Here is a 16,747-nt window from a genome sequence, read left to right on the forward strand (position 1 = left end):
GCCGATGGGGTATGTCCGGCGGCTCATCGGCCGGAGGGCTGGCCTCCTACATAAGAACGTGGGAAGCGCTGAACAAAGGTTAATGAGGTAAACGCGAATGCCGTTCTCGATCACGATGGAACTGATGGACACCGTGGTGCGCTGGCTGCTGGAGCCGGTGATCGTCGGTCTGCTGGTGCTGGTCGCGGTCGCCGTGTGGGAGCTTGGGCTGGCACTGGGTGAACGTTCCGGCGGAGTGTGCCGGCTGGAGGCCACCGGTGACGCCGAGCGACTGGCCTACCGCGCACGACGCCGCATCGACCGCGCGGATCTGCTGGCACGCATCGGCCCGATGCTCGGGCTGATGGGGACGTTGATTCCGCTGGGTCCCGGGCTGGCCGCGATGGGCCGGGGCGAACTGGAAATCCTGGCCCAGGCCGTTACGGTGGCGTTCAACACCACGGTGCTGGGGCTGCTGGTCGGCATCCTCGGCTTCCTGCTTGGACGCCTCCGGCGGCGCTGGTATGACGCCGCGATGGAGCGCCTGGAGGCGGCGGCATGAGAGTCCCGCACTACCGCGCCAGCCGCTTCGATGCCCCTGACGAAGAGCCGATGGGCCCACTGGCCAATCTGGCCGACATCATGCTCGTGTTCGCTGTCGGCCTGATGGTGGTGATGGCCGCCTCGGGCAGCGGACTGGAACCGGCCAGCGGCGGTGCCGAGATCGAACCCGGGCGCGAGATCCCGGACCCGCCCGAGGGCGCCGGCGAGGTCGGCTCCGGCTTCGAGTCGATGGGCCAGGTCTACCGTGACCCGGAGACCGGACGAATGATCCTGATCGGCGAGTAGGCCCGCCCCCTGCGCACCCCGAACAAGCAATGAACTCAAGGAGTACATCAACATGACCAACGATACCGACGCGGCCAAGGCCGAACGCCACGCGCAGCGTATGGCGCGCAAGAAGGAAGTGGTGGACCGCAAGATCGCCGAGGCCCAAGACGAGAAAGGCGTGTTCCTGATCCTGACCGGAAACGGCAAGGGCAAGAGCTCCTCCGGCTTCGGCATGGTCGCCCGGTCCCTGGGGCACGGCATGCAGGTCGGCATCGTGCAGTTCATCAAGGGCCAGTTCGCCACCGGCGAGGAGGCCTTCTTCCGTGGCCAGGACAAGGTGCAGTACCACGTGATGGGCGAGGGCTACACCTGGGAGACCCAGGACCGCGACAAGGATGTGGCCGCGGCCCGCGAGGCCTGGGCACATGCCCGCGACATGCTGCACGACCCGAACGTCGATCTCGTGCTGCTCGACGAGCTGCATATCGCCCTGAAGTACCAGTACCTGGATGTGGACGAGGTGCTGGAAGACCTGGCGAACCGCCCGCCGATGCAGCACGTGATTAGCACCGGCCGCGCCGCGCCGAAGGCACTGATCGAGGCCGCCGACACGGTAAGTGATATCGGTGTGGTCAAGCACGCCTTCCAGGCCGGCATCAAGGCCCAGAAGGGGATCGAGCTGTGAGCGCCCGGGCGCTGCGGTTGGCCTTCGGGCTGCGCTATGATCGGGAAAGTGATGCGACCGCGAACCGAGGGCACCCGCATGGCCAATCCCCAATCTGCGCACATGGATGCCGAGGCCTTTCTGGCGTGGGAGACCGAGCAGCCGGAGAAGCACCAGTTTGTGGCCGGCGAGGTCTTCGCGATGGGCGGTGCCTCGGACCGGCATGTGACCATCGCCGGGAATGTGTTTTCAGCGCTGCGCGAACACCTGCGCGGGGGCCCCTGTCGCACCTTTATCGCCGACATGAAGCTGCGGGTGGAGGGGGCCGATGCCTTCTTCTATCCCGACGTGATGGTGACCTGCGATTCCGCCGACCGCGGGCGCGAGCAGTACAAGGAGGCGCCGGTGCTGGTGGTGGAGGTGCTGTCGCCGTCGACCGAGGCCTTCGATCGGGGCGCGAAGTTTGCCGCGTATCGTGCCCTGGACTCGCTGCAGGAGTATCTGCTGATCGACCCGGCAAGCGGTGCGGTGGAACTCTACCGGCGCGATCCGGAGAACCACTGGGTGCTGTACACCCACGCCCCGCCGGATGCCGTCGACCTGCGCAGCGTCAGCCTGACGCTGGAGGGAGCAAGCATCTTCGAGGACGCGGCCCCCGGCCCGGAGCACGAGACGCCGGCGGAGGCCTGACCTCGCTGACGAACTGCGCGGGTGGCCGGCAATGACCGGGGCCGCAAGCTGCCCCGCGGCGTTCGTGGCGGCCCCGGCCTCGGGGCAGGGCAAGACCACGATCACCGCCGCCATCGCCCGCTACCACCGCAACCAGGGTCTGCGCGTGCGCGTGTTCAAGACCGGCCCCGACTTCCTCGACCCGATGATCCTGGAGCAGGCCTCCGGGCATCCGGTGGACCCGTTGCACCTTTGGATGGTGGGGGAGGCCGCGTGCAAGGCGAAGCTCTACGAAGCCGCACAGGAGGCCGACCTGATCCTGGTTGAGGGGTCGATGGGTCTGTTCGATGGCGACCCTTCCGGCGCGGATCTGGCCGTGCGTTTTGGACTTCCAGTATTGGCGCTGATCGATGCCGGAGGGATGGCTCAGACGTTCGGGGCGGTCGTTCACGGACTGGCGACCTACCGCTCTGACGTCTCGCTCACGGGCGTGATTGCCAATCGAACGGGTAGTGCTCGCCACGGGCAGATGCTGGCCGAGAGCATGCCGGAGGGCGTGCATTTCTACGGTGCCGTGCCCCGCAACGAGGGACTGAGCGTGCCGGATCGTCACCTCGGTCTCGTGCAGGCCGGCGAGATCGAGGATCTCGACGCACGTCTGCAAGCGGCCGCCGAGGCGATTGCCGAGGCCGGAGTCACGGAACTCCCGGCACCGGTTACCTTCGAGCCCGAGCCAATGCCGGAGATCACGCGTGACCTGCAAGGCATTCGCATCGGTATCGCGCGGGATGCCGCATTTGCGTTTACCTATCCGGGCAACCTGGATCTGCTGCGTACGATGGGTGCCGAACTGGAGTTCTTCTCTCCGGTAGCCGGGGACCGGTTGCCGGAAGTCGATGCCGTGTGGTTGCCCGGCGGGTATCCGGAGCTGCATCTGGACGCCCTGGCGGCCAATGTCGGGCTCAAGCGGGATCTTGCCGAGCATCATGCGGCGGGGCGGCCGTTGCTCGCTGAATGTGGCGGGTTCCTCTATCTGCTGGATAAATTGATCAATCGCGATGGGCATCAGGCATCCATGGCTGGCCTGATTTCAGGCCATGCCCGTCTGGAGCCCAAACTCCAGGGTCTGGGCCTCCAGAGTGCACCGCTGCCCGAAGGCGAGCTACGCGGCCACACTTTCCACCACACCCATGCCGAGGTGGACTGGGAGCCGATGGCACACTGTCGCCGAGCACGCGACGGCGGAACCGCGGCCGAGGGTATCTACCGTGAAGGGCGCCTGACGGCCGGATATTTGCACGCCTACTTCCCGTCCAATCCCGCCGCAGCCGCCGCACTGTTTCGTAGCTGAGCGTCTCGCGTCCGGTCTGATTGATCTGGATCAAAAGAACTTTCGTTTTTGATCGCGACCCGGTTCCCGCGTCTGTAGGGTGGGATTCAGGTGATTTGGACCGAGTCTATATCGGTCCGTGCCGATATCCATTCCTCCGATGTCCATGAACCAAGGGAGACCTGCGATGAAGACGCTTTCCGGATTCCGCATGACAGCACTGGCGGCCTGTGCGGCCGTCGCATTCGGGGCGGCGGCCCCGGCCGTGGCCGATACCGACTATTCCCAGTACCGCGACGTGTTCGAGCCGCTGCCGGCGCTGCCGCCGATCCCGGCGGACAACTCGATGACCAAGGAGAAGATCGAGCTGGGCAAGATGCTGTTCTTCGAGCCGCGCATCTCCAGCTCCGGCGTGATCTCCTGCGCGACCTGCCACAACCCGGCGCTGGGCTGGGCGGACCGCATCCCGCGCGCGGTGGGCCACGATGGCCAGGTCGGCGAGCGCAATACCCCGACCGTGCTGAATTCCGGCTTCTTCACCGCGCAGTTCTGGGATGGCCGAGAGGACGACCTGGAGGGGCAGGCCCTGGGCCCGATCCAGGACGCGATCGAGATGGCGATGCCGCTGGAGGATGCGATCGCCCGCCTGGAGGAGTTCAATGAGTACCAGGAGAAATTCGAGGCCGCCTATCCCGACTATGACGGCGACAACGTGATCAATACCGACCACGTGGCCAAGGCGCTAGCGACGTTCCAGCGTACGCTGAACACCCCGAACTCGCCGCTGGATCGCTGGCTGGCCGGGGATGAGGGCGCGATGAGCGAGCAGCAGATGCGCGGGATGAAGCTGTTCGCCGACAACGGCTGCGTGGCCTGTCACCGTGGGCCGGCGCTGACCGACAGCAACTTCCACCGCATCCAGGTGCCGGGTTCGGAGGACGAGGGCCGCTACCTGGTCACGGGTGAGGAGAGCGACCGGTTTGCGTTCAAGACCCCGACCCTGCGCAACGTAGCCCTGACCTATCCCTACATGAACAACGGGGAGACCGCCACGCTGGAAGAGGCGATCCGCATCATGGGCGAGGAAATGCTGGGGCAGGACTTCAGTGATGACGAGGTCGCGGATATCGAGGCCTTCATGCACGCGCTGACCGGCGAAATGCCGCAGTTCGAGATTCCTGCGCTGCCGTAACCGGCCGCATCGGAATCGAATGTGCCAGCCCCCCTCCGGAAACGGAGGGGGGCTTTTTGATGGGGTGGTACAGATCTATTCCACGGTAATCGTGATCTTCTCGGAGACAACGGGCGGGTCGAAGCTGATGTGACGGTAGTCCATGAACAGCAGTTGCAGGGTGTATTCGCCGGGTTCCAGTTCCAGCTCGCCCTCGGTCTGCCCGCCGCCGAAATGGCGCTTGTGGTCGGAGAAGGGCAGCGAGGCGTCCAGGTCCACCTCGTCGAGCGGCTTGTTCACCAGCAGGTGGTGGTGGCCGGTGTTGTCCATCTCCACACCGGCCGGGGCGACACCCATGCCGCGTAGGCCCATCTGGACCCGCACCGGGCTTTCGAGCGTTTCGCCATCCTGCGGGCTGATGAAATAGACCTTCGCGCCATCCGGCGGCGCGATGCGGTCGCTGCCCATGGCACTTCCGGCTAGCGCGAGGCCTCCCGTCAGCACGAGCAGCGTGGAGAGCCGAGTAAGAGCGGTATTCATGGGTACTCCTTGGGCCCGGGTTCGGCCGGTCTGTGTACTCATTTCGAGTATAGTCGGCGGTCCGCGCGGCAGTGCAGTGGCGTTCTGCTACCCTATGCGCCTTCGTTTTCCACCTCCCGATCGAGACGAGTAGCCCGCATGAGTTTTCGCACCCGTTTTGCCCCCAGTCCGACCGGCTATCTGCATATCGGCGGTGCCCGCACCGCGCTGTTCTCCTGGCTGTACGCCCGCCACCACGGTGGCGAGTTCGTACTGCGGATCGAGGACACCGATCTGGAGCGCAGCACCGCGGAGTCGGTCAACGCGATCCTCGAGGGCATGAACTGGCTGGGGCTGACCTACGATCACGGGCCGTTCTACCAGACGGAACGCTTCGACCGGTACAAGGAAGTGATCGACCAGCTGATGGCCGCAGGCCACGCCTATCGCTGCTACTGCACGAAGGAAGAGCTGGATGCGATGCGCGAGGAGCAGAAGGCGCGCAAGGAAAAGCCGCGCTACGACGGTCGCTGCCGTGCGCGCACCGAGCCGCGCGAGGGCGTGGAGCCGGTCATCCGCTTTCGCACGCCGGACGAGGGCGTGACCGTCGTCGATGACATGGTGCGCGGCAAGGTCGCGTTCCAGAACAGCGAGCTCGACGACCTGATCATCGCCCGCTCCGACGGCTCGCCGACCTACAACCTGACGGTGGTGGTCGACGACATGGACATGGGGATCACCCATGTGGTCCGTGGCGATGACCACCTGAACAATACCCCGCGCCAGATCAACATCCTGAAAGCGCTGGGCGTGGAACCGCCGCGCTACGGCCACCTGCCGATGATCATGGGCCCGGACGGTGCCAAGCTGTCCAAGCGCCACGGGGCGGTCTCGGTGATGCAGTACCGTGACGAGGGCTATCTGCCGGAGGCGCTGCTGAACTACCTGGTGCGCCTGGGCTGGGCCCACGGCGACCAGGAGATCTTCTCGGTGGACGAACTGGTGCGGCTGTTCGATATCGAGGACGTCAACCAGTCCGCCTCGGCGATCAACCCCGACAAGCTCCTTTGGCTCAACCAGCACTACATCAAGTCGCTGGACCCGGATCATGTGGCGCTGGAGTTCGGCTGGCACCTGGGTCAGCTGGGCATCGATCCGGCCAATGGTCCGGCGATGCGCGATGTGGTGATCGCCCAGCGCGAACGCGCGCGCACGCTGCGCGAGATGGCCGAGAACAGCGTGTACTTCTATCGCGAGTTCGAGGACTACGACGAGAAGGCCGCGCGCAAGCAGCTGACCGCCGAAGCAAAGCCCGTGCTGCAGACCCTGCACGACGGGTTTAGTGCCCTGGGCGCCTGGGAGAAGGAGCCGCTGCACGAGGTGGTGGTGCATACCGGCGAGCGCCTGGAGCTGAAGCTCGGCAAGGTCGCGCAGCCGCTGCGCGTGGCCCTCACCGGGGGTACGGTCTCCCCGCCCATCGATGATACGCTGGTGCTCATCGGGCGCGAGCGCGCCCTGGCCCGCATCGACCGCGCGCTGGCGAAAATATCCGCCGAAGCGGGTTGACACATTTCGGGGTGCTGGCTACAGTACGCGCTCGCCTGACACGGGGCCATAGCTCAGCTGGGAGAGCGCCTGCATGGCATGCAGGAGGTCGGCGGTTCGATCCCGCCTGGCTCCACCACTCAGGTGATTTGCGAGTTCATCAATGCATCGTTTCGGGGTCATATCACTCTACGTTGGATTGGTGCTGGCAGTAGTCGGATTGATCGGCGGATTCGGGCTGATGCTCACCGGGGAACAGACCTGGTCCAAGCCCCTCATCGCGCTGGTACCGATCGGGTTTTTGCTGGTATTCAACGGTCTGGTGACGACGCTTCTGCATCGGCCACCGGGTAGCGAAGAAGATCGGCCCAAAGGCCCACCGGAATAGCAACAAGACGTTGCCTCTACGTCCCCATCGTCTAGAGGCCTAGGACACCGCCCTTTCACGGCGGCGACCGGGGTTCGAATCCCCGTGGGGACGCCATATCCCGAGAAGGCCCGAACCGAAAGGTTCGGGCCTTTTCATTTGTGCCTTGGGCATAAAGCCAGTAGAGCGACGAGCACTTCCCTGTGCTCGCCGATCCGCTCGTCCTAGAACTCGAACTGGGCGCGGGCGGCCAGCACGTGGTTGCCATTGGATACGCCACCACGACCCTCGTAGTCGAAGTACATGTAGTTCAGCTTGAACACCATGTCCTGGTTCGGGTACCAGTTCAGACCGAGCGTGTAGTGGTCCATCTTGTTCCCGCGTCCCGGACGCGAGTGCTCCATGGAGTCGGCATGGGCGTAACGCGCGGCCACTTCCCAGGCCCCGGTCCCGCCGCGGCCAAACACGGAATTCGGGCGGACTGCGCCGAAGTCGCCGCTGAAGGCCCGGTAGTTGCGGTGCTCGCCGGTCAGGAAGTAGCTGGCCTGAAGGTAGTAGCCGTCCAGGGTGATGCTGCTTTGGTCGGTGCGTACATCACCCTTTTCCGGGTCGAGGTTGAGGTCCACCCGCAGGTACTCCCCTTGCAGGGAGAACGGTCCCTTGCCCCAGGCCGCTTCCAGCGCATATCGGCTGAAGTCTTCCACGCCCTCGATATCGTTACGGCCGATCAGGCGGATATCCATGGCGCGTGCGCCTTCACGGGAACGCAGGCGCACGCTCTCGCACTCTTCCCCGTCTTCGTCGTCGAAGTCTTTGGAATTTCGACGGTAGTTATAGGACGCACCCAGGTGCGAGAAGGTGTTGTCGTCCATGTACGGAGCAAAGGATCCGCGCAGGGCCACTGCATAGCCCTCTTCGACATCGCGATCTCGGTCCGTACCTTCGCCGCCGAATACACCCGCGGCTAGATAGTAGTTGGGCACCAGGGTCTCGTACATCAGGCCGATGTTCCGGCTGGGACGATAGGCGTCGACCGGCGTGGCGCGCTCCATGAAGGTCAGGCGCCGGGAGCTGGTCGAGCTTTCCAGCGAGAAGGGTTCCTTGAAGTTGCCCACGGCCAGGCGACCGTGATCCGAGAGGTAGGCCAGGTACGCGTTGGCAAAGCGTACGTCGCTGTCGCGAAAATCGACTTCCAGCTGGTATTCCCAGGTGTTGTCATAGACACCAAGTGCGCCCAGGCGCGCGCGCCGCAGAATGGTCCCGCGCTCGGGAAGCGCACCATCGAAGTCCTGGCGATCGGTCTGCGAGGACGCCTCGTTCAGGTTGTCGTCCCAGTTGGCGACGGCGGTATCCACCATAAGGCGCCCGCGAAGGCCGAACCGGTTGGATCCATCCTGGCTTTCGACACGGAATTTGCGTGCCTGGATGCGGTCATCGACGGTTTGCAATGGAAGGGTCGGCTCGTACTCCAGTCCCTGATAGCGATCCTCGGCCTTAATCTGGTCGGCCACGGCTTCGGATTCCCGGGCTTCCGCCTCGCGGAGGTCGCGGAGGTCCTCTTCGGTGAGCACGCCGCGCTCGATCAATTTGTCGATCAGGGCCGATGTGGAGCTCTCGGCATGGGCCGGTGCAGCCAGAATGCCACCACTGATCAGGGCGGCCAGGAGTATGGGAGTCTTGAATGGTCTCATAGTCTTTTCCTGTGAATGTATGCGTATGCACACCCGGCATGAGTCCCGCGAACCGGGTGTGATGGGTACACGCCTTGAGGCGTGATCAGGTGGGAGCGCGGGGGCGGCTCCGAATCTGGAACACGACCAGGACGATCGAGCTCAAGGCGATGGTGATGCTGGCCATGGCCATCGCGACGGCGAGGTCGCCCTGCTCGAACTGGTTGAAGATGAAGGTGGCGGAGGTGTCTACGCCCGGAGGAAGCAGCAAGATGGAGGCCACGAGCTCGCGCATGGTGACGATGAATGTGGTCAGCCAGGCGGCCAGCAGCACAGGCTTGAGCTGAGGCAGAACGACCTGGAAGAACACGCGCCAGCGGCTGGCGCCGAGGATCGAAGCCGCATGTTCAAGCGCCGGATCCATCGACTGCAGGCGGCTGTTGGCGTAGTTCAGGGCGTCGGTGATGTAGATCACCACATAGGCCAGCAGCAGCATCCACACCGTGTTGTAGGGGGAGACGGGCACCCAGAATGCGTTCCAGGCGAGGATCAGGCCGACTGCCAGAACAATCTTGGGGATGACGCGTGGCAGGGTTGCCAGGCCCTCCAGCGCATGGCGCAGCCAGCCATGCGTTCGCGAGATTACATAGGCGATCCACGCGCCGAGAAAGATGCTGATGGTCGCGGCGGCGAAGGCCAGCCACAGGCTGGTGAACAACGCCTCCGACCCCCGCGAACCCGGTATCAGGATGGCGCGGTAATGGTCGAGGGTCAGGCTGGGGAGTGCGCCTTGCCACTGGTCCGCGATGCTGGTGACCAGCATGGCGAAGTAGGGCAGCAGCGTGGACAGAGCGAACAGCCCCGCAAACCAGGCCACTCCGATGATGCGCGCCCCGGGCCCCAGCTGGAATTGATGCGGGGTTTCGGGTTCGTAACGGCCGCCGCCCATGAAGCTGGCCAGCAGGCGCGATCCGTACAGCGCGATCAGGGCGATCAGGCACAGAAGGGAAGACAGGGCCGTGGCCAGCGCGAGGTCGAGCGGCCAGCTGGTCACCAGGTAGAAGATTTCGGCGGGTAACAGCGGCAGGTTGGCGCGTGTGCCCAGGACCGCGGGAACACCAAAATTCGACAGCGCCTCGAGAAACACAAGCAGGCCGGAGTTGAATAGCGCCGGCAACATCAGCGGGATGATGATGGCGCGCAGGGTCTGGCTCCAGCTGGCACCCAACTGTGCCGCTGCGGTTTCGAGGCGACGCGGTATGGAGGCCAGTGCGGCCTCGGTGGCCAGCGCGACGTAGCCAAAGGAGGCCAGCGCCATGACGAGCGTCACTCCCCAGAACGAAAAGAACCAGGCGCGCAGCGCCTCGGGCATCGGTCCCAGTAGCTGGTCGAAGAACCCGCCGTCCTGCATCACCAGGATGTAGGACAGCGCCGCGATGTAGGGCGGGGTCATGATCGGAACCAACAGCGAAAGCCGCGCCCACAGTTTCCCGGGCAGATTGGTCCGTGCGAGCAGGTAGCCGCAGGGCACCCCGAGGATCCAGCTGACAACAGTGGTTGCGCCCGCCCAGGCAAACGAGTTCCACAACATGGAGCTGATGCCGTCGGTTTCGCCGATCCGGCGATAGGCATCGAGAAAGCCCTCGAAGCGCCCTCCCATGATTTCGGGGAAGATGCTGGTCAGGAACAACAGCGCCAGGGGATAGCCCGCACCCAGCAGCAAGAGGGCCGCGACCAGCAGCACCGGGAGCCGGGTGCTGGCCCACGACAGGACGAAAGGGCGCGTGGCCGCGGATGCCACGGTGATCATGGGGCCGGGCTCCGCACCGCCCGCGGGATCTCCGCGCGTTCAACCCGGAGCTGAAACTGGCGCAGCAGCCGGTTCTGAGCCGCGAGTGCCTGGCTCCGGTCCAGCGCCAGGATCGGAGGCATGCCTTCGTAGGCTGCCTGCCGTTCCGGACTGTTCGCGATACCCTCCCGGGCCGGGATCAGGTGCTGTTCGGCCACCGCCTCCTGGGCGAATTCGGAGAAGTAAAAGTCGACAAATGCCTCGGCCAGTCCGGGCGCGTGCGCCTCGTCGAGGATCACGATCGGCCGCCGAACCATGGCCGCGCCACTGGTCGGGTAGCGCATCTCGACTTCGGGATTGCGGACCTGTTGGCGCAGGACAAGGTAGTCCACCACGCCCAGGATCGCGTCGTATGCGCCGGTCACGAGCCCGCCGATGGCCTGGCTGTTGGCCGCCGCGAAGTCGAGTCCATCCGTCCGGGCGTCGATGAACGCGGGCCACAGCTCGTCTCCCTGGACCTGGGCGAAATTCACCAGGAAGTCGCCGGTGGCTCCCGATCGTGACGGCGACGGCATGACTGTCCGCGCGGCATGAGGTGCCCGCATCAGATCGGGCCAGTCGATCGATGCCGCATCGCCCAGCGGGCGATCCTTGCGTACGGCGACGCCCACGAGCGCGGCGGCCGTCGCATGGAAATAGCCGTCCGGGTCGTGCCAGTCGGCGTCGGTTTGCTCGACCCCAGAGGGTCGGTACGGTCTCAGGCGTCCGTCTCGCTTCAGGGCCTCGGCCGCGAGTTCCGAGGCGAAAATCACCACATCCGCGCGGTTGCGATAGCGTTCCGCCTCCAGCTTCGCCATGACCTGCCCGGTGGTGGCGGCGAAGAGGTCGACGCGGACGTCGTGCCGGGCTTCGAACGCCTCAACGATGTGTTCGATCAGAGGCCGGGGCCCCGCGGAATAGACCACCAGCGTGTCGTCATTCGAGGATGATCCCGTGCACCCGCTCAGACTCGGAAGCGCGACCGCAAGACCGGCGAGCAATAGAAGGCTGCGGATGCCCATCAGTTGCGAACGACGTGGGCGCGCTGGAGGTCCAGGCTGATGCCGACGGTTTCGCCGCAGGCGAGTGCCGAACGGTGAAAGGCCCGCAGACGCATGCCCTGGTCCAGATCCAGGAGGATCTCGTGGCGGTCCCCGAGAAAGCGCGAGTGGCGTACGGAACCCGGCAGCACCCCATTGGGGCGCGCATCCGGAGGCGGTGCCTTGCCAGGTGACAGGTCAATATCCTCCCGGCGCACCACAAGGTGCCCATTGGCGGGCAGCCCGTTGGTGGCCGCCAGGCGCAAGGCATTGTCGAGGACGATCTCGTCACCCCGACGCTCGAATGCCAGGATGTTCGCGCTGCCGATGAACTCGGCGACGAAGCGATTGCTGGGGCTCTGGTAGATGGCCTCGGGGGTACTGTTCTGTGCGATGCGGCCATCCGCCATCAGGGCGATGCGGTCGCCGAGTGCGAACGCCTCACCCTGATCGTGGGTGACATACACGACGGTCTGTCCGGTGTCGCGGATGAGCAGTGCGATCTCGGACTTGAGTTCTTCTTTCAGACGGGCATCGAGTGCCGAAAGAGGTTCGTCCATCAACAGCAGGCGCGGACGGACGACCAGCGCGCGGGCGATCGCCACCCGCTGCTGCTGGCCGCCTGATAATGTGGATATGGCCCGGTCCGCAAACTCGGCAATCTGGAGGCGTTCGAGAATCTCCATGACCTGTCGGCGCCGCTGCGAGGATGTGGTCCCCCGCAGTTTCAGTCCGAAGCCCACGTTCTGTTCCACATTCATGTGCGGCCACAGACTGTGATTCTGAAAGACCATCGCCAGCCCGCGCGTCTGCATCGGCTGGTGAATAGAGCGCGCTGGGTCATCCATGACCGTCCCCGCGATCGAGAGGGTCCCGCCATCGGCCGCCAGCGACCCCGCGACCAGATTCAGGAGTGTGGTCTTGCCGCAGCCGGAGGGCCCGAGCAGGACCTGGCATTCGCCGGGATGAACCTGAAGGTCGATGGAATCAAGGGCGGTATGCGACCCGAAGGTCTTGCGAAGTTGCCGACACTCAAGCAGCGGGTCGCTGTTGGGCGTTTGCATGACACATGCCTTGGGGAAAGAGCGAGCGCTCAGACTAGGGCAGTATCGTTACAGCGGTATCGAGGTTTTGTTGCGCGCGAATGAAGCTTTCGTTGCATTGCCCGCGAGTGTGGAACCGGAACCGGTTCAGGCGAGGCGGGGGTCGCGCTGGCGGGGTTCGTCCGGGTGCGGGCGGGGAATGATGCAGTGGTTGATGCGCAGGAGTTCGCGCTCGGCCCAGGACTCTATCTGGGGATCCGTCGCATACCGTGCATGATCCAGCAGGGTCTGGCGCTCGATATTGGGGTTGCCCTGTTCGTGGGCGATACGGCGGGCGCGCTCGAGTTCGTGCCAGCCTTCTTCGTCGCGTCCCTGGCTCTGGTCGAGCAGGGCCACGGCGCGCAGGCGCCGGATCGGCGCTTCGAACGCGAGGTCGCCCCGCTTGCGGCAGCCGGCCAGGGCGACGTCGGCGACGCTCAGGCGCTGGTCCGCCGCGGTGCCGCTGGCCTGCAGGGCGTCCAGCAGGATGTACTGGAAGATGGTGTTGACCCCGTCCATGATGTGACGCATCGCCTCCACCTGCTGCTCGATGGCCTGACAGGCGTCGGCTTGTCCCTGGCGGGCGAGGGCCCAGCTCTCGAGGGTGATGCCGGCGGCGCGCCACAGCGGGTAGTCGTAATCGCGCGCGATGGCGAGCGTTCGGCGTGCCGCCGGCAGGGTGGAGTCCGGATCCCCGCTGTAGAAGCCGAGCACGGCGCGGAAGGCCTGCACGAAGGCCTCGGTGGGCCGATGGCCGAGTGCGTCCGCCTGCTCGCAGGCGGTGTCCATCTCGGCCCAGGCGCGCGCGTGGTTCCCCAGGTGGAGCAGCGTCCAGGCCATGAAGCCGCGCGCGCTGATGGCCGGGTTCTCGGTGTGCCGGGCTACCAGGGCGGCGTGGTCTTCCTCGCGATAGAGCTCCACCGCCCGGGTCTGATGTTCCAGGGCCTCGGCGAAGCGACCGGTCCAGAAGTGGGTGTTGCCCTGTACGTAATGGGCGGCGATCCGCAGCAGGCGGTCGCCGGATCGCTCGGCGAGCTGTTCCATCTCCCCGGCGAGACGGTGGGCCTCGGTGAAGCCATGCCAGGAGCCGGCGCCGTGCCACAAACCCCACAGCACGCGGAAGTACTGCACCGGATCCTGCTCCGGCGCGGTCAGGTGCATGGCCCGTTCGAAGATGTCATTGACCGTGCGCGAACCGTAGCCCAGCAGGGCCAGATTGGACGCGCCGAGCCCGCCGAGGGCCCGCAGCGTGTTGTGTTCCAAATCCGTCGGGTCATGTTCCTTGTGAGCTGCCGGATGGCGCTCCAGGCAGGCCAGGGCATCCTCGAAGTAGTGCGAGGCCTCGGGCAGGAGGCCGCGCGCGAACGCCGCCTCGCCGGCATGCAGCCAGGCGCTGACCGCCTCGGGGTAGCGAGCGGCATGGTAGAGGTGGCTGGCGATGCGGCCCCAGTCCGCGGTCTGCATGCCGTTCTCGCCGTCTTCCTGCATCAGGTCGGCCAGCTGGCCGTGCAGGCGCGTGCGTTCACTCAGCAGCATCGATTCGTAGGCTGCCTGGCGGAACAGGGCGTGGCGGAAGCGATAGCGCACGCCGTCCACCATGCCGGCGGGTTCGATGAACCCCTTTCCGGTCAGCCGGGTCAGCTGCCGCCGGATGGTGTCGGCGGGCTGACCGCGCAGTCGGCTGAGGATGCGGGTATCGAAGTCGCGGCCGATGACCGCGGCCGAATGGGCCAGTTCTCGCGCGCTGCCCAGCTGTTCCAGGCGTGCGACCAGCAGGTTGGAGAGACCGGGTGGCAGGGTGTCCGGGAGCTGACCGCTGCGGGCAGCCTCCAGAGTATACCGCGTAAGTTCCTCGAGGAACAGCGGCACGCCTTCGCCGCGTTCGACCAGCTGGTCGCGCACGCCGCTGGCCAGGCGGCCGTGGGGGTCCAGGCGATCGACCAGGTCGCGGGCGGCGGCATCGTCCAGGCCGTGCAGTCGGATGTGCTGCAGCGAGAGATCGCGCCAGGAGGAGCGGAAGCTCATGCGCGCGGTCAGGATGGCCATCAGGGGCTGGTGCTGCAGGCGCTGGTACAGCCGGCGCAGGAACTCCGCCGTGCCCGAGTCCATCCAGTGGAGATCGTCGCAGATCAGGAGGGTCGGACCGTGGGCGGCGCGCCGCTGCACCAGTTCGACCAGGGTGTCGATGATGCGGTCGCGGTCCAGCCCTTCGTGGGCGAGGCTTTCGGGGCCGTCGGCGTCCGGATGGGTGAGCCAGTGGGCCAGGCGTGGCGCAAGCTCCGGGGCGACCCCGGCATGCTTGAGGGCGCCGGCGAGTCGGCGCTTTCGGGCATCGCGCAGGGTGTCGTGTCCCATCCAGGTGGCGAAGGCCTGGCGTACCGGGGCCAGGAGCTGGCGGGCGCGGTCCTCGCGGCACTTGAGCAGGTAGCGTGAGCGGGCCTGGCCGCGGACCTGGAGATCGAGCCCGCGGGCCAGGCGGCTCTTGCCCAGACCGGCCTCGCCCTGAACCAGCACGAAGCGGACCTCGTCGCGGTCGAGCACCTGATCCCAGTGGCTACGCAGTGCCTGCAGTTCCGGGCTGCGGCCGGTCAGCGGCGTCAGGCCACGCAGGGTCTGGGCATCCACGCGGTCCAGCGGACCGGGATCGCCGGTGACGCGGTAGGCGCCCGTGCCGTCCTCCGCCTCGCGGAAGCTGAAGTAGCCGGACACGCGGGCATGGGTGGGTGCGCTGACGCGCAGGGTGCCGGGGTCGGCGCGCTGGGCGCACTCGTGTACGCGGGCGGTGAGCTGGCCGGCGGGGTCGGGCAGATCCGGGTCGGCGCCGGTGACGATCAGGTCGGTATCCACGGCGAGGCGCAGCTGGCAGTCACCGGGGGCGCTCTCCAGCGCCTGCCAGGCGGCATGCACGGCGTCGACCGTCGCCTCTTCGCGTCCGGCGGGATAGCCGAAATAGGCGAGCAGGCCATGGCCGGGCGAGGGCACGACATGGCCGTGGTGGCTCAACAGGACGAAGTCGACATGCTCCAGCGTGCGGTTGACCTGTTGCTGCTGGATCTCGATGTCGGCGTCGGCATCGGGCTGTACATGGCAGGCCACGACCGTGACCCGACGGCGCTCGGGGCGCAGGGTGGCGGGCTCGGCATCCTCGGGGCTGGCGTGCTGATGGCTGGCCTCGGCGCGTTCGGCGCCCAGGATTTCCTCACGCGTGCGCGCCAGCAGTTCGCCCGGGGGCTTGCCGGCCTCGGCCTCCAGGTGGGCATAGTGCTCGAGCGCGCGCTTGGGGTGGCCGCTGGCCGCCAGGGCCTTCATCAGGAGGTGGTGCAGGGTCTCGTCGTGGGGCTCCATGGCCAGCAGGCGGTGGAGCTCGGCCAGCAGGGGTTCGCCCTCGTTGGGCTTGGCGAGTTCGGGGAGATTGTGGCCGATGAAGACCAGAAGATTCTGCCAGTGATGGTCGCGCTGGGACTGGGCCCAGGCGGATAGTTCCGGCAGGTCCTGCAGGGCGCGCAGGCCCTCGAGGAAGTGTCCGCGGTACTCGCACACAATGGCCAGGTCCGGCGGGGGTGCCGTGGTCTCCCGCCCCTCGGTCGTGCGGCGCTCGGAGCGCGCACGCTGCAGGGTGAGGAAGTCGATGCGCGAGTCCGGTTGCGGCTGGAAGCGCACATAGCGGGGCGTCGTGTCGAGCAGGGGCGGGTCGCCGGCGGGTAGCTGGCGACGCAGCTGGAACAGGCCCTGGCGCAGGTTGACCCGGGCGCTGTCGGCGTCCAAGTCGGGCCAGAACAGGCGCGCCAGTTCCTCGCGCGGGATACGCCGCGGGCTCTCGGCCGCCACATAGGTGAGGAGCAGGCCGAGTTTCGTCCCGGAGAGAGCGGGTATGTCACGGTCCTCCACGCGCACGCCGACGGTGCCGAAGGTCGTGATTTCCATATGCGCCAAGCAGGTCTCCCGTCTTCTTCGTCAGCGGCCGTTTGTGGCCTTCCGCGATCCGGTCAGGGCGTTCGTGTACCGGGCCGCCGCCGCATTTGCGGTGCAGGGGCGGGCCCCATCTCCGTCCG

Annotated in this window: 14 protein-coding genes and 2 tRNA genes; 10 read left to right on the forward strand and 6 right to left on the reverse strand. The window is 66.2% G+C overall.

The annotated features are described in order from the left end of the window. The first annotated feature begins 97 nt into the window (after positions 1 to 97). The 6 genes from D106_RS0100805 to D106_RS0100830 all read left to right on the forward strand — a co-directional run bounded on the left by D106_RS0100805 (position 98) and on the right by D106_RS0100830 (position 4,665). Positions 98 to 541: a MotA/TolQ/ExbB proton channel family protein gene (locus D106_RS0100805; RefSeq protein WP_018878894.1), complete on the forward strand. Its 444-nt coding sequence runs from the start codon at positions 98 to 100 to the stop codon at positions 539 to 541. Continuing rightward, positions 538 to 828: a DUF2149 domain-containing protein gene (locus D106_RS0100810; RefSeq protein WP_018878895.1), complete on the forward strand. Its 291-nt coding sequence runs from the start codon at positions 538 to 540 to the stop codon at positions 826 to 828. Before D106_RS0100805 ends, D106_RS0100810 begins: the two co-directional genes overlap by 4 nt. 52 nt (positions 829 to 880) lie before the next feature. Next, positions 881 to 1,495: a cob(I)yrinic acid a,c-diamide adenosyltransferase gene (gene cobO, locus D106_RS0100815; RefSeq protein ID WP_018878896.1), complete on the forward strand. Its 615-nt coding sequence runs from the start codon at positions 881 to 883 to the stop codon at positions 1,493 to 1,495. A 78-nt stretch (positions 1,496 to 1,573) separates the two neighbouring features. Continuing rightward, positions 1,574 to 2,164: a Uma2 family endonuclease gene (locus D106_RS0100820; RefSeq protein WP_026280523.1), complete on the forward strand. Its 591-nt coding sequence runs from the start codon at positions 1,574 to 1,576 to the stop codon at positions 2,162 to 2,164. 31 nt (positions 2,165 to 2,195) lie between these two features. After that, a complete protein-coding gene (locus D106_RS0100825) occupies positions 2,196 to 3,494 on the forward strand; it encodes a cobyrinate a,c-diamide synthase (protein WP_018878898.1) in 1,299 nt (432 codons plus the stop codon). A gap of 190 nt (positions 3,495 to 3,684) precedes the next feature. Continuing rightward, positions 3,685 to 4,665, forward strand: a complete 981-nt coding sequence (locus D106_RS0100830) for a cytochrome-c peroxidase (RefSeq protein ID WP_026280524.1) — start codon at positions 3,685 to 3,687, stop codon at positions 4,663 to 4,665. A gap of 75 nt (positions 4,666 to 4,740) precedes the next feature. Here D106_RS0100830 and D106_RS0100835 read toward each other — a convergent pair whose 3' ends face one another. Continuing rightward, on the reverse strand, positions 4,741 to 5,184 hold the full coding sequence (locus tag D106_RS0100835; RefSeq protein WP_026280243.1) for a DUF4399 domain-containing protein: 444 nt from the start codon (positions 5,182 to 5,184) through the stop codon (positions 4,741 to 4,743). 138 nt (positions 5,185 to 5,322) lie between these two features. Here D106_RS0100835 and gltX point away from each other — a divergent pair, with 138 nt between their 5' ends. The 4 genes from gltX (at position 5,323) to D106_RS0100855 (ending at position 7,192) form a co-directional block, all read left to right on the forward strand. Beyond that, on the forward strand, positions 5,323 to 6,729 hold the full coding sequence (gene gltX / locus D106_RS0100840) for a glutamate--tRNA ligase (protein WP_018878900.1): 1,407 nt from the start codon (positions 5,323 to 5,325) through the stop codon (positions 6,727 to 6,729). 42 nt (positions 6,730 to 6,771) lie between these two features. Continuing rightward, positions 6,772 to 6,847, forward strand: a tRNA-Ala gene (locus D106_RS0100845). A gap of 24 nt (positions 6,848 to 6,871) precedes the next feature. Then, the gene (locus D106_RS0100850) at positions 6,872 to 7,096 is read left to right on the forward strand and encodes a hypothetical protein (RefSeq protein ID WP_026279239.1); all 225 of its coding nucleotides are present in this window, start codon (positions 6,872 to 6,874) and stop codon (positions 7,094 to 7,096) included. A 20-nt stretch (positions 7,097 to 7,116) separates the two neighbouring features. Beyond that, positions 7,117 to 7,192 (forward strand) — tRNA-Glu (locus D106_RS0100855). 107 nt (positions 7,193 to 7,299) lie between these two features. Here D106_RS0100855 and D106_RS0100860 read toward each other — a convergent pair. From D106_RS0100860 to D106_RS0100880, 5 genes are all read right to left on the reverse strand, one after another. Then, a complete protein-coding gene (locus D106_RS0100860) occupies positions 7,300 to 8,766 on the reverse strand; it encodes an OprO/OprP family phosphate-selective porin (RefSeq protein WP_018878901.1) in 1,467 nt (488 codons plus the stop codon). Positions 8,767 to 8,851: 85 nt separating this feature from the next. Beyond that, positions 8,852 to 10,555 carry an iron ABC transporter permease gene (locus D106_RS0100865; RefSeq protein ID WP_018878902.1) on the reverse strand — a complete coding sequence of 568 codons (1,704 nt, stop codon included), beginning with the start codon at positions 10,553 to 10,555 and terminating at the stop codon, positions 8,852 to 8,854. After that, a complete protein-coding gene (locus D106_RS0100870; RefSeq protein ID WP_026280525.1) occupies positions 10,552 to 11,595 on the reverse strand; it encodes an extracellular solute-binding protein in 1,044 nt (347 codons plus the stop codon). The genes D106_RS0100865 and D106_RS0100870 overlap by 4 nt, the downstream gene beginning before the upstream one ends. Beyond that, the gene (locus tag D106_RS0100875) at positions 11,595 to 12,677 is read right to left on the reverse strand and encodes an ABC transporter ATP-binding protein (protein ID WP_018878367.1); all 1,083 of its coding nucleotides are present in this window, start codon (positions 12,675 to 12,677) and stop codon (positions 11,595 to 11,597) included. The genes D106_RS0100870 and D106_RS0100875 overlap by 1 nt, the downstream gene beginning before the upstream one ends. A gap of 126 nt (positions 12,678 to 12,803) precedes the next feature. Further along, positions 12,804 to 16,619 carry an AAA family ATPase gene (locus tag D106_RS0100880; protein ID WP_018878903.1) on the reverse strand — a complete coding sequence of 1,272 codons (3,816 nt, stop codon included), beginning with the start codon at positions 16,617 to 16,619 and terminating at the stop codon, positions 12,804 to 12,806. Positions 16,620 to 16,747: the final 128 nt, after the last annotated feature.

Source organism: Thioalkalivibrio sp. ALE9 (assembly GCF_000377445.1).
In the GTDB taxonomy this organism is placed as follows: domain Bacteria; phylum Pseudomonadota; class Gammaproteobacteria; order Ectothiorhodospirales; family Ectothiorhodospiraceae; genus Thioalkalivibrio.

Bases quoted from the DNA above. Each gene is read 5' to 3' on its own strand.
- D106_RS0100805 (WP_018878894.1), top strand. From the start codon at position 98: ATGCCGTTCTCGATCACGATGGAACTGATGGACACCGTGGTGCGCTGG.
- D106_RS0100810 (WP_018878895.1), top strand. From the start codon at position 538: ATGAGAGTCCCGCACTACCGCGCCAGCCGCTTCGATGCCCCTGACGAA.
- cobO (WP_018878896.1), top strand. From the start codon at position 881: ATGACCAACGATACCGACGCGGCCAAGGCCGAACGCCACGCGCAGCGT.
- D106_RS0100820 (WP_026280523.1), top strand. From the start codon at position 1,574: ATGGCCAATCCCCAATCTGCGCACATGGATGCCGAGGCCTTTCTGGCG.
- D106_RS0100825 (WP_018878898.1), top strand. From the start codon at position 2,196: ATGACCGGGGCCGCAAGCTGCCCCGCGGCGTTCGTGGCGGCCCCGGCC.
- D106_RS0100830 (WP_026280524.1), top strand. From the start codon at position 3,685: ATGACAGCACTGGCGGCCTGTGCGGCCGTCGCATTCGGGGCGGCGGCC.
- D106_RS0100835 (WP_026280243.1), bottom strand. From the start codon at position 5,184: ATGAATACCGCTCTTACTCGGCTCTCCACGCTGCTCGTGCTGACGGGA.
- gltX (WP_018878900.1), top strand. From the start codon at position 5,323: ATGAGTTTTCGCACCCGTTTTGCCCCCAGTCCGACCGGCTATCTGCAT.
- D106_RS0100850 (WP_026279239.1), top strand. From the start codon at position 6,872: ATGCATCGTTTCGGGGTCATATCACTCTACGTTGGATTGGTGCTGGCA.
- D106_RS0100860 (WP_018878901.1), bottom strand. From the start codon at position 8,766: ATGAGACCATTCAAGACTCCCATACTCCTGGCCGCCCTGATCAGTGGT.
- D106_RS0100865 (WP_018878902.1), bottom strand. From the start codon at position 10,555: ATGATCACCGTGGCATCCGCGGCCACGCGCCCTTTCGTCCTGTCGTGG.
- D106_RS0100870 (WP_026280525.1), bottom strand. From the start codon at position 11,595: ATGGGCATCCGCAGCCTTCTATTGCTCGCCGGTCTTGCGGTCGCGCTT.
- D106_RS0100875 (WP_018878367.1), bottom strand. From the start codon at position 12,677: ATGCAAACGCCCAACAGCGACCCGCTGCTTGAGTGTCGGCAACTTCGC.
- D106_RS0100880 (WP_018878903.1), bottom strand. From the start codon at position 16,619: ATGGAAATCACGACCTTCGGCACCGTCGGCGTGCGCGTGGAGGACCGT.